This is a genomic window from Klebsiella sp. Q11, from assembly GCF_964241505.1.
Lineage (GTDB): Bacteria > Pseudomonadota > Gammaproteobacteria > Enterobacterales > Enterobacteriaceae > Klebsiella > Klebsiella michiganensis.
In genome coordinates this window covers 60,378-76,232 of record NZ_CAXSXW010000003.1, presented here as the reverse complement: position 1 = coordinate 76,232, position 15,855 = coordinate 60,378, and the positions used below count along the sequence as shown (strand labels likewise).

Here is a 15,855-nt window from a genome sequence, read left to right as displayed (position 1 = left end):
CTTCCTCTCCACGTTCAGTACCGCCCGTCAGGCCGGGTAATGGGAAAGTACCCAGCCAACGGCAAGGAGATCCGCGCTGCCGCCAGGGCTAATATTTCTGTCAATCAACGCCTTATCCATGTGTCTCAGCGCTTTTCTGAGCTTTTCACCCGCCAGGTGTTCTATCTTCAGAACGCGTTGCGCATAGCGCTGCACATACTGCAGGCCGCTCAGCCCGCCCCGGGACACCACATTGGTATCGGGGTTGAAGGCCATCAGGGCCAGCAGCATCCTGAGCAGCGCATCCTGCTCAGATAACCCCTCCCGCCGCGCTTTCTGCCACTGCGGCAGCCCGAACTGCCTGACGGTATAAAAGCCGTTCTCAGCCTCACCTCGCGCGCCGCTAAACCCGAAGCGCTGAAAAATATGCTCGCCTTTGGTTTTAGCGAGGCCCTTTCTTTTCAGTTCCTGGCTAACCAGGCCCGCGCACATCGCGCGGGTTTCCTCGCACAGATTGCGCTGGCTAAGCATCTGGTTGCGCTTAACAAGACGCCCAGCGGCGGCGCACAGCAGGCCGAGGGAAAAAATGCCGCCTTTGTGGGTGTTTACTCCCCCCGTGGCGTTAAACATCGCCTGTTCGCAGGCCAGTCCTGTGGGCCTTATCGCCAATAGCGTCTGCGGGGCAGGCAAATCCGCCGTCGCCTTTCCCTGCGCAAAAAAGCGCGGAAACCAGGGCGAGACGGCGCGAATACTGGCCATAAACAGGGCGATGTTCATATCACGATGCGCACCATTGTTCTCGCCATCAACCAGCCCGGGCTTTGGCGTTAATCTCACTTCCCGATACATCGCCTCGGCAGCCAGCCAGGCGATGCTTTCCCGTTGCTCAGCCCGTTCAGCGTTGACCGCGAAAATAGTCATAGGCTAAATCCTCAATCACTTGCGCAAGTTCATTCTGAGAATGGCGGCGCATACGGGAACAGACGTGGGCAGCCTCATTGCAAATGAAGCATTTGCGCATCGGCTGTCGGATCGCGCTGCGCTTAATTAATCCGGATGTGGGACAAAAAACATCGATATCCCACAGACGCCCGAGAGGATGATGATCTTCAAGATGCGCCGTCACGTGCTTGATCATCCAGGCTGGCGCCGCTACGGACCAGAACGCTTCGGGCCCGGTGGGCTGAAAACGAACGTCGTGTCTGGAAACGCCCCAGCGATGTTTCCGCAGCAGCTGGCTGAACGCGTCCGTCGCCTCCGCCATAACCTGCCGGGCAAGCGGCGTATCTTTTACCTCTCCGGGCCAGACGAGCGTGGTGGATACCATCGGTTGTTCGAAGCGGCGCAGCCACGCCTGTTGTACACTCGCGCGCGCTTCTCTGGCTTTGAGGACTTCCTCAAGGGTGAGAGGGGCGCAGGAAGCGTTGGTTGTTTCGCCGATCATTCTTTCACCTGCCTTACCACGTCAATGACGCTGCCATCGCGATAACGCACGACGCCGACAATGCGCGAGGTAAACTCAATAGGTTTGGGCTCGCCAGAAATCACCAGCGATGTCTGATAAAGCGCTTCGATGTCAACGACCGGCAAACCGGCCGCCGTCAGCCTCTCTTTGACTTCCGGGCGGGCAGGATTCACGGCAATGCCGTGGTCGGTGACGAGCACGTCAATGCTCTCTCCCGGCGTTACGCGGGTCGTGACGTGCCTGACGACGGTGGGAATGCGGCTGCGGATCAGGGGCGCGACCACGATAGTTAAATTTGCCGCCGCCGCGACATCGCAATGTCCGCCCGATGCCCCGCGCATCACGCCGTCGGAGCCGGTCAGAACGTTGACGTTAAAATCCGTATCAATTTCCAGGGCGCTTAAGATGACGATGTCTACGCGGTCGCAGCAGGCGGCTTTCGCCGCCGGGTTGGCGTAAACGCTGGTCGAGATTTCAACGTGGTGCGGATTTTTCGCCAGCGACTCCCCCGCTGCGCCATCAAAACTTTGTGTATCCAGCAGCTTAGTAATCAGCCCCTTTTCATGCAGATCGACAATACTGCCGGTAATGCCGCCTAAGGCAAAGCCGGCGACGATATTGTGTTTCCTCATGCGGGATTCCAGGAATCGCGTACAGGCGGTGGACGCCGCGCCCGATCCCGTTTGCAGAGAAAAACTATCGCGAAAATAACCGGAATGCTCAATGACGTCCGCAGCAGACCGCGCGATCATCAGCTCTCGCGGATTGCTGGTCACGCGCGCGGCGCCAACGCTGATTTTCGCCGGGTCGCCTACGCTGTCGATTTTGACAATATAATCAACCTGATCCTGAATAATGCTGGCCGGCATATACGGAAACGGCTCAATGCTTTCCGTCAGCAAAACCACCTTGCGGGCATATTTTGCATCGACCATCGCGTAGCCAAGCGAGCCGCATCGGGATTTGCCGCCGCTGCCGCTGGCATTGCCATATTCGTCGCAGCAGGAGACCGCCAGGAACGCGACATCAATATTAATTTCACCCTTTTCAATCAGATTGACCCTGCCGCCGTGCGAGTGGATCTGTACCGGCTCCTCCATCAGGCCGTGTGAAATCGCATCCGCTAATTCACCGCGCATCCCGGAGGTATAGATTTTGCTAATAACGCCGTGTTTAATATGCTCGATCAGCGGCGCGTTGCAGGTCATCAGGGAACTTGACGCCAGCGTCAGCCCTCGCAGGCCTTTTTCCGCCAGCCTGGCCATAACGTAGTTAATCACTTGATCACCCTCGCGGAAGGCGTGATGAAATGAAACGGTCATCCCATCGCGTAAATCGCAGCGCGATAAAACTTCATCCAGCGTGTCAAAAAGTTTGCGCTGATATTTTTGCCGGGTATCCGCAAGATAGGGCGTATGGGTATTTGCGCCGGAAAATACCTCATACTGGTGCTGGGCGCCGGATATATTATGAAGGGCTTCGGTTAATTGATTCATAGTTAAATCCTGTTGCTGGTGACTGAATGGAGATTATTGCCGGATGCCGGAGGCATTTTTACGTTCAATAACCACCCGGGCATGGTTGATGATCGGCGCGTCAATCATTTTGCCGTTCAGTGAAATCACCCCAAGTCCGCTACGCTCCCCTTCTTCGGCCGCGGCAATAACACGCTCCGCGTAATCAACTTCTTCCTGAGTGGGGGCATAGGCATTATGTAAGATCTCTATCTGCCGCGGATTAATAAGCGACTTACCGTTAAAGCCCATACGTTTAATCAAATCCACTTCTTTCAAAAAGCCGGCCTCGTCATTAATATCGGCATAGACCACGTCAAACGCATCAATACCTGCCCCGCGGGCCGCATGTAATACCGCGCAGCGCGCGTAAAACAGCTCGGTACCGTCGCCGCGTTCCGTTTGCATATCCATAACGTAATCAAACGCCGCCAGCGCAATCCCCATCAGGCGTTGAGAGGACCTGGCGATAGCGACGGCATTAATGACCCCCACCGCCGATTCAATCGCCGCCATCAGCTGCGTAGAGCCCACCGGGCGGCCGCAGCTCTCTTCAATACGCACAATTTCACGCTCAAGCTGGTAAATATCTTCCGGCGTATCGGTTTTGGGTAAACGGATAACATCGACGCCGGCGCGCACCGCCGCTTCCAGGTCTTTTAAGCCAAATGGCGTATTCAGCGGATTAATCCTGACAACGGTTTCAATATCTTTATACATAGGATGCTGTAGCGCATGGAACACCAGCAGCCGCGCGCTGTCTTTCTCTTTCAACGAGACCGCATCTTCCAGGTCAAACATGATTGAATCGGGTTTATAAATAAAGGCTGTTGAAAGCATAGCGGCGCTTGAACCCGGTAAAAAAAGCATGCTACGGCGTAATTTTTTCATCATAATTTTTCCCACGCAATTTCGTTGCTGGCCGTTCCCCGTAAAATCGCCGCCTGCATTCTGGCGCGGATAACGCAGTCCAGCGCCCCCTTATCCTCAACAATAATTTGCCCCTGCGTAACGTTTAATGCGGAAAGTGTTTCATTAACCACCGCCGTAATCTGTTCACCAAATTGTTTGTACACTTCGCTGTTGATAGTAATATCGAGCCCATCATCGTAGGGGCTGACTTTGACAACCAGGTCGCTGGATTCCAGCGTCCCGGCGATTGCCGCATGTAATATTTTCATATAAATATCCTGAACAATGATTTATTAAGCATCAACCATATCTAAATCGGGCTGCTTAGATTGATTCGCTGATAACCATTTATATAAATAAGGCATCGTAGTTGCAGGCACCATACTTTTAACGGTGTGCATATCTTCGTGACTTAACAATTTCCTGACCGCAGAGGCGGAGATGGGAAAATTATTCATATCGGTCATCCGCTGAATCTCATTCACCTTGATACTGGCGGCAGGTATTGTCATCTCATCCTCCAGCCAGTGATGCATTGCGTCATTATATTGCGCGGTCACCTTACAGAAGGGTTCAGTACCAACAAAGCGCTGATTAATATTTAAAGCCGGTGCAATGTAACGGCGGAACATAAGCAAATCGATTGCGGCATACACCTCGTTAATAATTTGTTTTTCTTTGAGAAAGTAACCGGGGAATGTTCCTCGAGAAATAATATATTTTGAGCCAGGATGGACCGTAATATTAGGCAGATGCCGTGACCCCTCCTGAACCATGGCAAACCGTTGCCGAAAGGAAAACGTGGACAGATCTTCCTCAACGACAAAGACATGCAGCCAGTCGCACGCTTTTGCAGCCTGCTCAATCAGATACTGGTGCCCTAACGTAAAGGGATTTGCATTCATCACAATCCCGCCGATATTTCCGGCCGTCACCAAATGCTGGCCCCGCAGTTGGCGGCAGTAGCGATGGATGCCAACCGGCGAATTCTCCATCAGCGTCGCCCTGTTATCGAGGGTGACCAAAGGATAAAATCCGCATCCCTGGAACGACCGCACATTATCCGGACACGTCAGGAGAAAAAGCTGATGTTCGCCGTTCTGAACAGCCTGCAGCTCCGCTTCATGAATGATCTTCAGGCCTAGCGCCGTCCCGCGCCACTCTCTGGCAACCGCAATGCATTTTAACGTATTCCCCGCAAGCCCGGCGCAGGCAACCAGCTGCCGCTGGCAGCGCGCGACAACAAATTGCTCAATGTCGCCGTCGATGCCTAATCCATTGTTCTTCAGAAAGAGAATAATTTCGTCTCTGAAGGTACCGTTGCTAGTTTCCACTTTCTCGAATTCTAGCGTTTGGTCGGTGTACATCTTGTTTCTCCTGCCCATACCTTAATGAGCGTCAAATAATCTTGTCTGAGCCCGCGGAGACGACGACATCTGCAATTCGTGCTGCGGTTTTGATTCGACAATCGTATTCATGAGATGCCCAATATTTTCAATTACCACCTCAACCCGATCGCCTTCGTGCATAAAGAGTGGGGGCGTTCTTTTTTTACCGACGCCGCCAGGAGAGCCGGTAATAATGACATCGCCGGCGCTGAGCGCCGTAAAAGTACTGATATAGCTAATCAGATCGGCAACTTTATGGATCATACTGCTCGTTGAATCATTCTGAACCATAATGCCGTTCAAATAGGTTTGAATAGACAAGCGGTGGGGATCGGGTATTTCATCAACGGTTGTCAGGCAGGGACCAAACGCGCCGGTCTGCCGCCAGTTTTTCCCGGCGGTAAACCAGGCATGCTGCCAGTCGCGCACCGATCCATCCATATAGCAGCTATAGCCTGCAACATGGCTCAGGGCAGCGTCGGTATCGATATTCATACCCGGTTTGCCAATAATAACGGCCAGCTCGCCTTCATAATCAAATTCATTGGATAGCGCGGGTTTTAATATCGGCGTTGCATGACCGGTTTGCGAGTCAGGAAAACGAATAAAGAGGGTCGGCGCATCGCTGGTTTCAGAAAACTCTTTTCTTTTTTCCGCATAGTTCATACCGACGCAGAAAATTTTCCCCGGATTTTCAATGACCGGTAAAAAAGTAATATCAGCCATCATGACATCGACCGGATAATTAACATATTGGCCGGCGATCTCAATAGCGCCCCACTGCAGTAAGTCCTTCAGCGTACGATATTGATGACCAATCTTGCTACCCAGGTCAATAATGCCTGTATCCGTCAATATTCCATAACTCTTACGACCATGATGAACATAGCTTGCTAATTTCATGATGACACCTTACTAACATTGAATTTCTTTACTCACGCCACTGGAGATGACGTGAGTCATTCACTTCGCCACGAAGGGTTTAAGACTCAACCGGAACCATGGCTTTTGTTTCGCTGGAAGACAAATACGTTGCAACCACCGCCCCCACGGCCAGTAGCGCAATAATGAATCCCGTCATCCCCTGCCAGCCCATAGAGTGGAAAACAAAGCCGTTCACGAAACCAATCACTGAGCCGCCCATGTAGTAGAAGAACAGATACAGCGCGACGGCCTGGCCACGTGCATGCGTTGCATTTTTACTTACCCAGCTTAAGCCAATGGAGTGACAACCAAAGAAACAACCGGTAAAAATGACCGCGCCGATAATAAAGGTGACGACGTTAGACGTTAAAGTCAGCAGCATTCCCAGCGCCATCATTACAAACAGCGCGCGCAGGACTCTCATACTGCCGTATTTTGCGGAAAGTCGTCCCGCCTGAGGGGCGGTAAAAAAGCTTAAGGCAAAGCTAAAGGAGAGCAGGCCCGCATTCGCCGGAGAAATATGAAAGGGTTCGCCTTTCAGGAAGAAAGCCAGGTAGTTATAGAGAGAGGTGAATACCCCAAAGATGATGAAGCTAATCACGAAGGCTAACGCCAGCTTTTTATTTTTAAAGTGAGATGCCGCGCCTTTCACCACGCGAAGAACGTTGAGGTTTTGCGTTGGCTTAAAGTTCTGAGACGCCGGGAGTAAAAAGTAAACCAGCAAAGCCACCAAAATCAGGCTGATCGCAAAACCATAGAAAATGGTATTTATTGAGATATGGTCGATCAGCTGGCTGGCCACAATACGCCCGGACATCCCTCCCATCGAGTTACCAAAGACGAAGTATCCGGTGACCACCCCCGCCACCACCGGCGCGACCTCCTCGCTGATATAGGCGGTTGCGGCAGCAGCGATACCGCTGAGCGCCAGGCCAATAACCGCACGCAGGGCCACCAGCATCGCCCATGATTCGACCAGAGGACAGAGCATCGTCAGCAGTCCGCCAAGTAGCAGCGAAACGATAATTAATTTTTTCCTGCCGTAATGATCGGACAGCGTCCCGGTGAATAATAATCCGATAGCCAGAAGCGCCGTTTCTGCGGAGAGAATGATACTCACCTGACTCACCGGCACATCATATTCGACGGCGAGAACGGGTAACAGAGGTTGAATAAAAAAGAGTGAGGCTAATTCTGCAAGGCCGGATAGCGCCAGGGCCAGGATGATCCGAATATAATTACTGACCTTGACGGGAGCAGAATTAAGCTGATTATCTTTCGTATGGGTTATAGCCATAAAATCCTCGACATTATTTTTTTAGGTACAGAGTTATGTAGCAACTACACGCGAGAGGACATCAGTATTGCACCGCATTAATGATATAAAATATTTATAATTCCTCCGCTAAAACATATTCCGGGACGCAAACCGTGCCTTCAAATAATTTACGGGAGGTTCTAATCACTGCGGCACGCGTTTTCTCAATATCATCTCCCTCTTTGAGTAAAGATACGGAAATTTTTCCGCTCGGATGTTCAATATTAATAATATTGGTATACGGCGTCCTCGGCTGGTCGGCCACAATGTGATGGGCCACCGATCCTTCAATTATCGTGGCCGTGGATATGCCGATAGAGCCCGTAATAGCCAGTGATTTATGGCAGGTATGAGGCATAAAATAACGAACTCTGATGGTCCCGCCTGCGCCGGGCGCGCTCAGCAGAACCGGTTTAGGGATCACTTTATCGGCGACATCGCCCAGCCCCATTTTCGCACCTGCCTTGCGCCGGATCGTTTCCAGCTTATTCATAAACGCGCGATCGGCATCGAGGTCGGCCGGTGATTCGTCTCCCGTTTTGCCCATCCGCTCTGCCCTAATCAGCACCATCGGCATCGCCATATCAATGCAGGTGACTTCCACATCATCAATCACATCGACGATGTTACCGGTTGGCAGCAGCTTTCCCGTCTTGCATCCGGCGGAGTTAAGGAAAGTCAGGCCAATCGGCGCAGCGCAGCCGGGAACGCCATCAATGTGCGTATCACCTTCATAGTTGACATAAAAATTCGGCGTTTGTACTTCCGCATCAACCAGCGTACCGGTATTCAGGTTGCGGATCCGCACTGTCGTCACCGGACTTTGCGCCTTAACCAGGCCTTTTTCAATCGCGAAGGGCCCTACGGCACAGAGCATATTACCGCAGTTAGGCGTGGTATCGACGCGGCGCTCGTTGACCATCACCTGAACAAATAAATAGTCGACGTCAGCATCCGGACTGTCCGAGGGGCTAACAATCGCGACTTTACTGGTTTGGGGGCTGCCGCCGCCAATACCATCAATTTCAAGTTCGTGACCCGCGCCCATTAAGCCCAGCAGCACAGCATCGCGTTCTTCAATTTTTGTCGGTAAATCACTGGCCAGAAGCACCGGGCCTTTCGAAGTACCGCCACGCATCAGTACACAAGGAATCTTTAACATTATGTTTCTCGTTTCACGCATTGATAAGAGCAATGTCAGGATTCCACAGACGAATACATAATTCTAATGCCAATAAAACCATCGATTAATACGTTTTGCGTATAAATAGCGGTTAGGTTAGTGTGTTTGCATCGCGATAAAGTCTGGAGTGAAATCTCATGCTGCACGATCTTCAAGGTATACAAGCGTTTGTTAAAATTGCAGAAATTGGATGTTTCACAAGAGCATCACATTTTCTTCACACATCCCAACCGGCGTTAACCCGCCGGATTAAAAAACTTGAAGAGCAGCTGGGAGCTACGCTATTTGAACGGACAACCAGAAACATTAAACTCACGGCTGTAGGCAGAGAGTTTTTACCTAAGGCAAAGAATTTAATAGATTTTTATGAAAGTTCGATCCTGAGTATTAAAGAAATGGCCACCCATCAAAGCGGCGTTGTCACCCTCTCCTGTCTCCCCACCGCGGCGTTCTATTTCCTCCCTTCGGTCATCAGGGACTATAACAATCACTACCCCAATATCCGTATCCGCATCCTCGAGCATAGCGCCAGCGATTGTCTTGAAGCCGTCTTAAACGGTGACGCAGATTTCGGCATAAACATGATAAACATCACACATCCCAATATCGATTTCTCGCCGCTGGTCAATGAACCTTTCGTATTAGCCTGCCGACGGGACCACGAACTGGCGCAGAAATCGCTGATCTTGTGGGAAGACCTGGCCAACTTCAGGCTTATTGGCGTTAGACGTTCAAGCGGTAACCGCTCGCTGATCGATCAAGCGCTGGAGAATATGGACTGGAAGCCCAACTGGTTCTATGAAGTCAGGCATCTGTCGACGTCGCTGGGTATGGTAGAGGCAGGGCTTGGCGTGGCGGTGGTTCCCAGTCTGGCCATGCCGACCGATGAGCATCACATTCTTGTCAGCCGTCCGCTCGTTGAGCCGGTTATTCGCCGCACGCTCGGTCTCGTGCTGCGCAGAGAAACGGCGCTGAGCCCTGCAGCGGAAAAGTTCAGGGAGATGCTATTACAACTCTGGTCACAGGATACAAGCAGCCCGTGGATAGGGAAATTTACCCGGTAGAGCCGCTTTTATCTTCGGCACTCTAGCGCCTGACGCTGCGTGAGGGACGCGGCGATATCATTTTCAGGCCGGGACGCGCTCGTCTGGCAATTATTGTCGCTCTTTTATAAGCCTGGCTGTCAGAAGTGATATTTTTAACGTCCCGGCAAACTATGACTCCCACCAGGTCGGAATTTTTATATTCGGCGACGGAAATAAAGTACCTTAGAACAATAGCGCATTAAGTTATGAATAATATGTGCAACGCGCCGTAATTTAAGCGAAACCGGTTAGGTATCAGCAAATAACATTCGGGCATGAGTTAAACCAAAAAATAATAATGCACTGATAACAAACTCCGTTATCGTGTTCGCGTAATACGTTGTTTTTCAGAAATGACTTTCTCATCAGGGTAAAAATATGCCAACAAAAATTCATAAATTGCTGTTGTCGCTGGCGATCGCCGCCACGCCTTTTTTCAGCCATGCCGAAGAGTCCACCTGGGATCATATTAAACAATCGGGCGAACTGCGCGTCGGCGTCGCGCAGGGGGAACCGTGGTATTTTAAAGATCCAGCCACCGGTCAGTGGAACGGCATTGGCTATAACGTGGGTAAAGTACTGGCAAAAGATTTAGGCGTAAAACTGGTGCCGGTGGAGACCACCTGGGGAAATGCGGTCGCCGCGCTGCAGGCCGGGCAGATTGATACCATGCTGGTGCTGGACCCCACCGATGAACGCCGCAAAGCCGCCGACTTTTCCGACCAGCCCTTCCTCTGGTATGCGCAGGGGGTCCTGATCCGCGACGGCGTGAAGGCCGAGAGCTGGGAAGATCTCAATCGCCCGGATATTAAGATTGGCGTCACGCTCGGCAGCAGCCCGGACCTGATACTGACCAAAAAATTACCCAAAGTGCAGCTGGTGCGCTTTACCAATATGGATGAAGGCGTCGCAGCCTTCTACGCCGGACGCGTCGACGCCCTCTCGTACGTCCACCCGGCGCTGGCTCTGCAGCAGGCAAAAGTGCACAAAGGCAACCTGATTCTGCCAAAACCGATTATTGCCATCAGCACCGGCGGCGCGCTGCGCAAAGAGAGCGATCCCCGCTTCCGCAACTTTCTGAATGAAGAGTTTGCCAAAATTTACCAGTCGGGACAGAGCAAACAGTTTTATGAAGACGCCCTTAAGCTACGCGGTGTGGATATCAGCAAAGTGCCCTCGGTGATTAAAGAAGAGTGGAAATAAGCGACTACTCTCCTGGCGCGGACAGAAGCGGCGAGATTGCCGCGCCAATGTCCGCGCAGCGTTCCATATCCAGCAGAGCGTCAATCAGCCGCGCTGCCCGCGGCGCTCTGAGGCGTGATGACAGGTTGGCCTCGCATTTATCCACGATCCGCTGTTCCGGCAGCGGATTTTCTGCACACCCCGGCGGGAAGTCGATACGCTCTCCGGCGATCGTCCTTCCCTTTACCACAATGTCCACGCGCGCGGCGGGACGGCGATGCTGCAGCATCAGCTGTTCAAAGGTCTCATCGGCGATGATTTCAACCCGGTCAGCGAAGGCAAGGAGTGGCGCCGCGCCGCGCGTCCGATCGCTGCTCCACTGATGACGCGCGATTTTAAACGCCAGGCAGGCTATCGCCAGCGGCAGACTGAACTGCGCATCGGTATTGCTGACGGGACGCGCGTCGGCGAAAAAACGCGCCAGGGTAGAACTACCGTAAACGCGAATCCGCTCAATCGACTCTGGCGACGGAATACGGTCCAGCAGACGCTCAAACGACGCCAGCGCCGTATGCATCCAGCGGCATACCGGATAGTCTTTGAAACTGGCGTGCCTGAGCTGCCAGTGCATCGCCAGATGCTCCGTCAGCCGTTCTGGCTGAAAGCGGTCGGAGCCTGACATCCGCCAGAATCCCTGTTCACCATCGAGTATCTCGCGCGGCCCCACTATCCCCGCGAGGTGTAGCTCCACCGCGCGTACGCCGGCCTCTGCCGCCGGCGCGTTGTAATCCTTAAACGAAACCAGTGGACGCGCCTGCCAGTTGTATTTATGCAACGTGGGCAAAGGGGTTAACGAGGCGGCCAGTCCCAGGCTATTTTCCAGCCCCGCGGCATCGCAGCCGCGCAGTAAACCATACGCCACCGCCGCCCCCAGCGATTCGTGCTGGCACACGCCGTACACTTGTTGAAACCGTTCAGGACTCGGCTGCTGAGAGATAATCACGCGGCTGTTGATTTCCCAGGCCGCCACCAGAGAGGTCAGCAACGCCCCGCCGCTGACCGGCCCGCCCTGGCCCACCGCGGCCAGCGCCCCGGCCACCAGCGTGGCGCCGGGATGCCCCATCCCCCGCCCGGCGACTTCAAAACCATCGTCATAATCCAGCGCGTTTATCGCAGCGGCGTTGAGGAACGCGGCGCCGCTGGCGGAGAGCGGAGTTCCACCGTCGAGCACCGCGCTTTTGCCGGTCGCGTACTGGCTACGAATAACCCGCGCGCTTTTCCGCAGCACGCTGTCTTCGCAGCCGGCAACGCCGCAGCCCAGGCTATCGATAAAATGCAGAGCGATCCTGGCTTTCACCGACGCCGGTATCGCAGCCGGGGTGAGTTCGCCGGCAAAACGCGCCAGCGTAGCGGTTAAGGAATCAGAGTCTGGCATTGCTTTCTCGCGTAAATATTTATAACCAAAAGAGATAATAGCAATGGTTTTTATTATTTAATTATCACATTTCGCTACTGCTAAGATGATGTCGTTCTAAAACCATCACCATCGTTTTGCGTTTTTCAGGGGTTCCAGAACTATGTCGTATCAATGGGATTTTGCCGCCATCTGGCCATATCGCATGCTGTTGCTGGAGGGGCTGTGGGGTACCATTCAGATCGGCGTCACCAGTATTTTATTCGGCATGCTGGCCGGCATTGCGCTGGCGTTGATGAAGGCCTCGCCGCTAACGCTCTTCCGTCTTCCGGCGCTGATACTGATCGGCTTTTATCGTAATACTCCCGCTATCGTCCACTTCTTCTGGATCTACTACGCTCTGCCAGTCGTCAGCCCGCTGACGCTCTCGCCGTTTGCTGCCGCGGTACTGGCGCTCTCCGCCCAGTCGGCCGCGTTTTATGCCGAAGTTTACCGCGGCGGCATCCAGTCGATCGGCGCCGGACAATGGGAAGGCGCGAAGGCGTTGGGCATGTCGCGCGCCACCGCGCTCCGCCGGGTCATTTTCCCCCAGGCGCTGCGCAGAATGATTCCTCCTTTCCTTGAGCGTTCTTTCGAACTGCTCAAATCCACCGCCCTTGCTTCGTCTCTGGCGTACAGCGAGCTGCTGTATCAGGCGATGCAAATCAACAGTCAGACTTACCGGCCCCTGGAAGTGTATTCGCTTATTGCGGTGATGTACTTCACTCTGCTGCTGATTATCAGCCAGGGCAGCCAGTTGCTTGAACGACGCCTTGCCGTCTCCGACTCACGTTAACGAGAGAACAACCATGCATTATCAGTGGGACTTTTCCCTTGTCTGGCAAAACTTGCCGGTACTGCTAAAGGGACTGGGCGTTACGCTGGAGCTATGGCTGCTGGCGGGAATTGTCGGCACGCTGATCGGGCTTGCCGTTGGCGTCGTCCGTGCCCGCGGGCCGCGCTATTTTTATCCCGTTACCAGCGCCTTTGTCGAGGTGTTCCGCAATACGCCGGTGCTTATCCAGCTCATCTGGTTCTACTATGCCTTTCCGGTGCTGGTGGGCATTCAGTTTTCCACTTTTGGCGCCGCCGCGCTGGCGTTAACCCTGTACACCGCCGCCTACAGCACCGAGATTTTTCGCGCCGGGCTACAGTCCATCGAACGCGGGCAGTGGGAAGGGGCAAAAGCCTTAGGCATGCCGCCGGGCGTGATGCTGCGGCGTATTATCCTGCCGCAGGTATTTCGCCGTATGTTGCCAGCCCTGACAAACCGCATGATTGAACTGGCGAAGGTGACCTCCCTGGCCTCGATTCTCACGGTTAACGAACTGATGTATCAGGGCAGGCTGCTAAGCAGTACCTGGTATCGCCCGGTGGAGATTTTCACCGTCGTCGCCCTGCTCTATTTTGTGCTGATCTGGCCCGGAAGTTACCTGGCGGCACGTCTGGAGCGCCGCTACCGTCCACATCCTTAATATGATGAGAAAGGCCATGTCAGAGAAAAAAGTCGTCATGCGGATACGCGCCCTGCACAAACGCTTTGGTGCGCAAAGCGTGTTACAGGGCATCGATTTAGATATCTATGCCGGTGAGAAAATCGCCATCATTGGCGGCAGCGGCTCGGGTAAGAGCACCCTGCTGCGCTGTCTGAACTTTATGGAAATACCCAGCGCTGGCACCGTAGAACTGGACGGCGTTACCCTCGGTAAAATCGACAGCCGCGGTCAGCGGCGCTATAGCGAAAAACAGCTGAGCGATGTTCGCCAGCGCGTGGGGATGGTGTTTCAGCAATTTAATCTCTTCCCGCATCTGACGGTGCTGCAAAATGTCAGCGAAGCCCTGATATCGGTGAAAAAGATGCGTCGCGAAGAGGCGATGCGCATTGCCCACGCGCAGCTGGAAAAAGTTGGGCTCGGCCATAAGCACCAGGCCTGGCCCGGCAGCCTGTCCGGCGGTCAACAGCAGCGCGTCGCTATTGCTCGCGCCCTGGCAATGGCGCCAGAGATAATATTGTTCGATGAGCCCACCTCGTCCCTCGACCCTGAACTCGTGGGGGAAGTGCTGCATACCATCCGTGAACTGGCAGATGAGGGGCGGACGCTGCTGCTGGTCACTCATGAGCTGGGCTTTGCCTGGCATTTCGCCGATCGGGTGATTTTTATCGAAAACGGCGTGATTCATGAAATGGGCACCCCGGAAGAGGTGCTGCGCCATCCGCGCCAACCGCGCACCCAGGCCTTCCTTTCCCGTTTCGCTGAACGGGCATTTTAACCGCAAGGAAACATGATGAGTTTAGCTCTCTCCGCTCAAAGCAGTCAGGCGTACCTGCAGGATACGCGCAACGACAATGTGCAGGTGTACGTCAACGGTGAATTCGTTCACCGCGATCGCGCCACGGTTTCCGTTTTCGATTCCGGCTACGTCTGCGGCGACGGGGTCTGGGAGGGGCTGCGGCTGGTGAACGGCAAGCTGATCGCCCTTCAGGCGCATCTCGATCGCCTGTTTGCCGGGGCGGCCGCTATCCAGCTCAATATCGGCCATAGTCGTGAGGAGCTAACCGATATTATGTACAGCACGCTGAAGATCAACGGTATGACGGACGGCGCCCATCTGCGGCTCATGATCACCCGCGGCAAAAAGCGCACGCCAAATCAGGACCCGCGCTTTATCCTCGGCGGCGCCACTATCGTCTGCGTGGCGGAATATAAGGTTGTGGATGAACAGGCCAAACGGCGCGGCCTTGCCCTGTTCACCTCGACCTATCGTACCAGCGCGCCGGATGTTTTCGATTTGCGTCTTAATTCCCACAGCCGCCTGAATTTGATCCAGGCGCTATTGCAGGCGCTGGACGCCGGCGCAGATGAAGCGCTGATGCTGGACCCTCATGGGTTTGTCGCCAGCTGCAATTCCACCAACTTTTTTATCGTACGCCAGGGCGAGCTGTGGACCTCAAACGGCCTGTACTGCTTTAACGGTATTACCCGCCACACGATCTTGTCACTGGCGCGCCAGCAGGGCCTCAGCGTGCAGGAAAGATCCTTTACCCTTGCCGAAGCCTTCACTGCGGACGAAGCTTTTGTCACCGGAACGCTGGCAGGTATTACCCCGGTAAGCAGGCTCGACGGCAGGCGCTTCGACCTCAACGAAAATCCGGTGACCCGACGTATCAGCGGCTGGTATCAGGACTATTTACAGCAGGCGGAGTCGCCGCCCGCCGACCATCGCCGGACGAAAAAAACCCGCAGAGATAGCGCGGGTTGATTCAAATGCAAATCCATTGACTGCAAATAACATCACAATAACCAGGCGTTATTTTATGATGTGCATCACAAAAACATCACCCCCTGTTCGGGGGGGATGCTGACTTCTCCCGGGCCTCTCTTTATCCTCCCCGCGCGCAGCGTGGAGGGCTAAGGGCATAACGTGGCGGCCCAGCGCAGCCCTGATTCGCG

General features: G+C 53.9%; 16 protein-coding genes. 6 read left to right on the top strand and 10 right to left on the bottom strand.

What is annotated here, in order from left to right; all coding sequences use genetic code 11:
* Positions 1–27: 27 nt before the first annotated feature.
* The 9 genes from citG to ACESQ2_RS05005 form a co-directional block, all read right to left on the bottom strand.
* Complete coding sequence (citG, locus tag ACESQ2_RS05045; RefSeq protein WP_025106204.1) at positions 28–900, bottom strand: triphosphoribosyl-dephospho-CoA synthase CitG; 873 nt, start codon at positions 898–900, stop codon at positions 28–30.
* Complete coding sequence (gene citX / locus ACESQ2_RS05040; RefSeq protein WP_014228731.1) at positions 875–1,423, bottom strand: citrate lyase holo-[acyl-carrier protein] synthase; 549 nt, start codon at positions 1,421–1,423, stop codon at positions 875–877. The genes citG and citX overlap by 26 nt, the downstream gene beginning before the upstream one ends.
* Entirely contained in the window at positions 1,420–2,940 is a 1,521-nt protein-coding gene (citF, locus tag ACESQ2_RS05035) for a citrate lyase subunit alpha (RefSeq protein WP_064377349.1), read from the bottom strand. Before citF ends, citX begins: the two co-directional genes overlap by 4 nt.
* 33 nt (positions 2,941–2,973) lie before the next feature.
* The gene (gene citE, locus ACESQ2_RS05030; RefSeq protein WP_014228729.1) at positions 2,974–3,849 is read right to left on the bottom strand and encodes a citrate (pro-3S)-lyase subunit beta; all 876 of its coding nucleotides are present in this window, start codon (positions 3,847–3,849) and stop codon (positions 2,974–2,976) included.
* Positions 3,849–4,139 carry a citrate lyase acyl carrier protein gene (citD, locus tag ACESQ2_RS05025; protein WP_004849626.1) on the bottom strand — a complete coding sequence of 97 codons (291 nt, stop codon included), beginning with the start codon at positions 4,137–4,139 and terminating at the stop codon, positions 3,849–3,851. Before citD ends, citE begins: the two co-directional genes overlap by 1 nt.
* A gap of 24 nt (positions 4,140–4,163) precedes the next feature.
* Positions 4,164–5,237, bottom strand: a complete 1,074-nt coding sequence (citC, locus tag ACESQ2_RS05020; protein WP_046877447.1) for a [citrate (pro-3S)-lyase] ligase — start codon at positions 5,235–5,237, stop codon at positions 4,164–4,166.
* 21 nt (positions 5,238–5,258) lie between these two features.
* The gene (locus ACESQ2_RS05015; RefSeq protein ID WP_064358337.1) at positions 5,259–6,161 is read right to left on the bottom strand and encodes a fumarylacetoacetate hydrolase family protein; all 903 of its coding nucleotides are present in this window, start codon (positions 6,159–6,161) and stop codon (positions 5,259–5,261) included.
* 79 nt (positions 6,162–6,240) lie between these two features.
* The gene (locus tag ACESQ2_RS05010) at positions 6,241–7,479 is read right to left on the bottom strand and encodes an MFS transporter (protein WP_004849622.1); all 1,239 of its coding nucleotides are present in this window, start codon (positions 7,477–7,479) and stop codon (positions 6,241–6,243) included.
* A 94-nt stretch (positions 7,480–7,573) separates the two neighbouring features.
* Positions 7,574–8,662: a 4-oxalomesaconate tautomerase gene (locus tag ACESQ2_RS05005; protein WP_033836551.1), complete on the bottom strand. Its 1,089-nt coding sequence runs from the start codon at positions 8,660–8,662 to the stop codon at positions 7,574–7,576.
* Positions 8,663–8,820: 158 nt separating this feature from the next.
* Between ACESQ2_RS05005 and ACESQ2_RS05000 the strand changes: the two genes are divergently transcribed.
* Positions 8,821–9,747, top strand: coding sequence for a LysR family transcriptional regulator (locus tag ACESQ2_RS05000; RefSeq protein ID WP_004131117.1), 927 nt, complete (start codon positions 8,821–8,823; stop codon positions 9,745–9,747).
* Between the two features lie 399 nt (positions 9,748–10,146).
* Positions 10,147–10,971, top strand: a complete 825-nt coding sequence (locus ACESQ2_RS04995; RefSeq protein WP_373170197.1) for a transporter substrate-binding domain-containing protein — start codon at positions 10,147–10,149, stop codon at positions 10,969–10,971.
* A gap of 4 nt (positions 10,972–10,975) precedes the next feature.
* On the opposite strand, the gene ACESQ2_RS04990 is transcribed toward ACESQ2_RS04995, so the two are convergent.
* A complete protein-coding gene (locus ACESQ2_RS04990; RefSeq protein WP_373170196.1) occupies positions 10,976–12,385 on the bottom strand; it encodes an MmgE/PrpD family protein in 1,410 nt (469 codons plus the stop codon).
* A 142-nt stretch (positions 12,386–12,527) separates the two neighbouring features.
* On the opposite strand from ACESQ2_RS04990, the gene ACESQ2_RS04985 reads away from it, so the two are divergent.
* From ACESQ2_RS04985 to ACESQ2_RS04970, 4 genes are read left to right on the top strand one after another with little or no spacing between them, the layout of a single operon-like run.
* Positions 12,528–13,199, top strand: a complete 672-nt coding sequence (locus tag ACESQ2_RS04985) for an amino acid ABC transporter permease (protein ID WP_046877451.1) — start codon at positions 12,528–12,530, stop codon at positions 13,197–13,199.
* A 13-nt stretch (positions 13,200–13,212) separates the two neighbouring features.
* On the top strand, positions 13,213–13,878 hold the full coding sequence (locus tag ACESQ2_RS04980) for an amino acid ABC transporter permease (protein WP_046877452.1): 666 nt from the start codon (positions 13,213–13,215) through the stop codon (positions 13,876–13,878).
* Positions 13,879–13,894: 16 nt separating this feature from the next.
* On the top strand, positions 13,895–14,674 hold the full coding sequence (locus tag ACESQ2_RS04975) for an amino acid ABC transporter ATP-binding protein (RefSeq protein WP_014228719.1): 780 nt from the start codon (positions 13,895–13,897) through the stop codon (positions 14,672–14,674).
* A 15-nt stretch (positions 14,675–14,689) separates the two neighbouring features.
* Complete coding sequence (locus ACESQ2_RS04970; RefSeq protein ID WP_373170263.1) at positions 14,690–15,664, top strand: aminotransferase class IV; 975 nt, start codon at positions 14,690–14,692, stop codon at positions 15,662–15,664.
* The last annotated feature ends 191 nt before the right edge of the window (positions 15,665–15,855 follow it).

Excerpts from the sequence above, each read along its gene's own strand:
- citD (WP_004849626.1), bottom strand. The coding sequence starts at position 4,139 with ATGAAAATATTACATGCGGCAATCGCCGGGACGCTGGAATCCAGCGAC.
- ACESQ2_RS05010 (WP_004849622.1), bottom strand. The coding sequence starts at position 7,479 with ATGGCTATAACCCATACGAAAGATAATCAGCTTAATTCTGCTCCCGTC.
- citF (WP_064377349.1), bottom strand. The coding sequence starts at position 2,940 with ATGAATCAATTAACCGAAGCCCTTCATAATATATCCGGCGCCCAGCAC.
- ACESQ2_RS04990 (WP_373170196.1), bottom strand. The coding sequence starts at position 12,385 with ATGCCAGACTCTGATTCCTTAACCGCTACGCTGGCGCGTTTTGCCGGC.
- ACESQ2_RS05015 (WP_064358337.1), bottom strand. The coding sequence starts at position 6,161 with ATGAAATTAGCAAGCTATGTTCATCATGGTCGTAAGAGTTATGGAATA.
- ACESQ2_RS04985 (WP_046877451.1), top strand. The coding sequence starts at position 12,528 with ATGTCGTATCAATGGGATTTTGCCGCCATCTGGCCATATCGCATGCTG.
- ACESQ2_RS04970 (WP_373170263.1), top strand. The coding sequence starts at position 14,690 with ATGAGTTTAGCTCTCTCCGCTCAAAGCAGTCAGGCGTACCTGCAGGAT.
- ACESQ2_RS04980 (WP_046877452.1), top strand. The coding sequence starts at position 13,213 with ATGCATTATCAGTGGGACTTTTCCCTTGTCTGGCAAAACTTGCCGGTA.
- ACESQ2_RS05000 (WP_004131117.1), top strand. The coding sequence starts at position 8,821 with ATGCTGCACGATCTTCAAGGTATACAAGCGTTTGTTAAAATTGCAGAA.
- citG (WP_025106204.1), bottom strand. The coding sequence starts at position 900 with ATGACTATTTTCGCGGTCAACGCTGAACGGGCTGAGCAACGGGAAAGC.
- citC (WP_046877447.1), bottom strand. The coding sequence starts at position 5,237 with ATGTACACCGACCAAACGCTAGAATTCGAGAAAGTGGAAACTAGCAAC.
- citE (WP_014228729.1), bottom strand. The coding sequence starts at position 3,849 with ATGAAAAAATTACGCCGTAGCATGCTTTTTTTACCGGGTTCAAGCGCC.
- ACESQ2_RS04975 (WP_014228719.1), top strand. The coding sequence starts at position 13,895 with ATGTCAGAGAAAAAAGTCGTCATGCGGATACGCGCCCTGCACAAACGC.
- ACESQ2_RS05005 (WP_033836551.1), bottom strand. The coding sequence starts at position 8,662 with ATGTTAAAGATTCCTTGTGTACTGATGCGTGGCGGTACTTCGAAAGGC.
- citX (WP_014228731.1), bottom strand. The coding sequence starts at position 1,423 with ATGATCGGCGAAACAACCAACGCTTCCTGCGCCCCTCTCACCCTTGAG.
- ACESQ2_RS04995 (WP_373170197.1), top strand. The coding sequence starts at position 10,147 with ATGCCAACAAAAATTCATAAATTGCTGTTGTCGCTGGCGATCGCCGCC.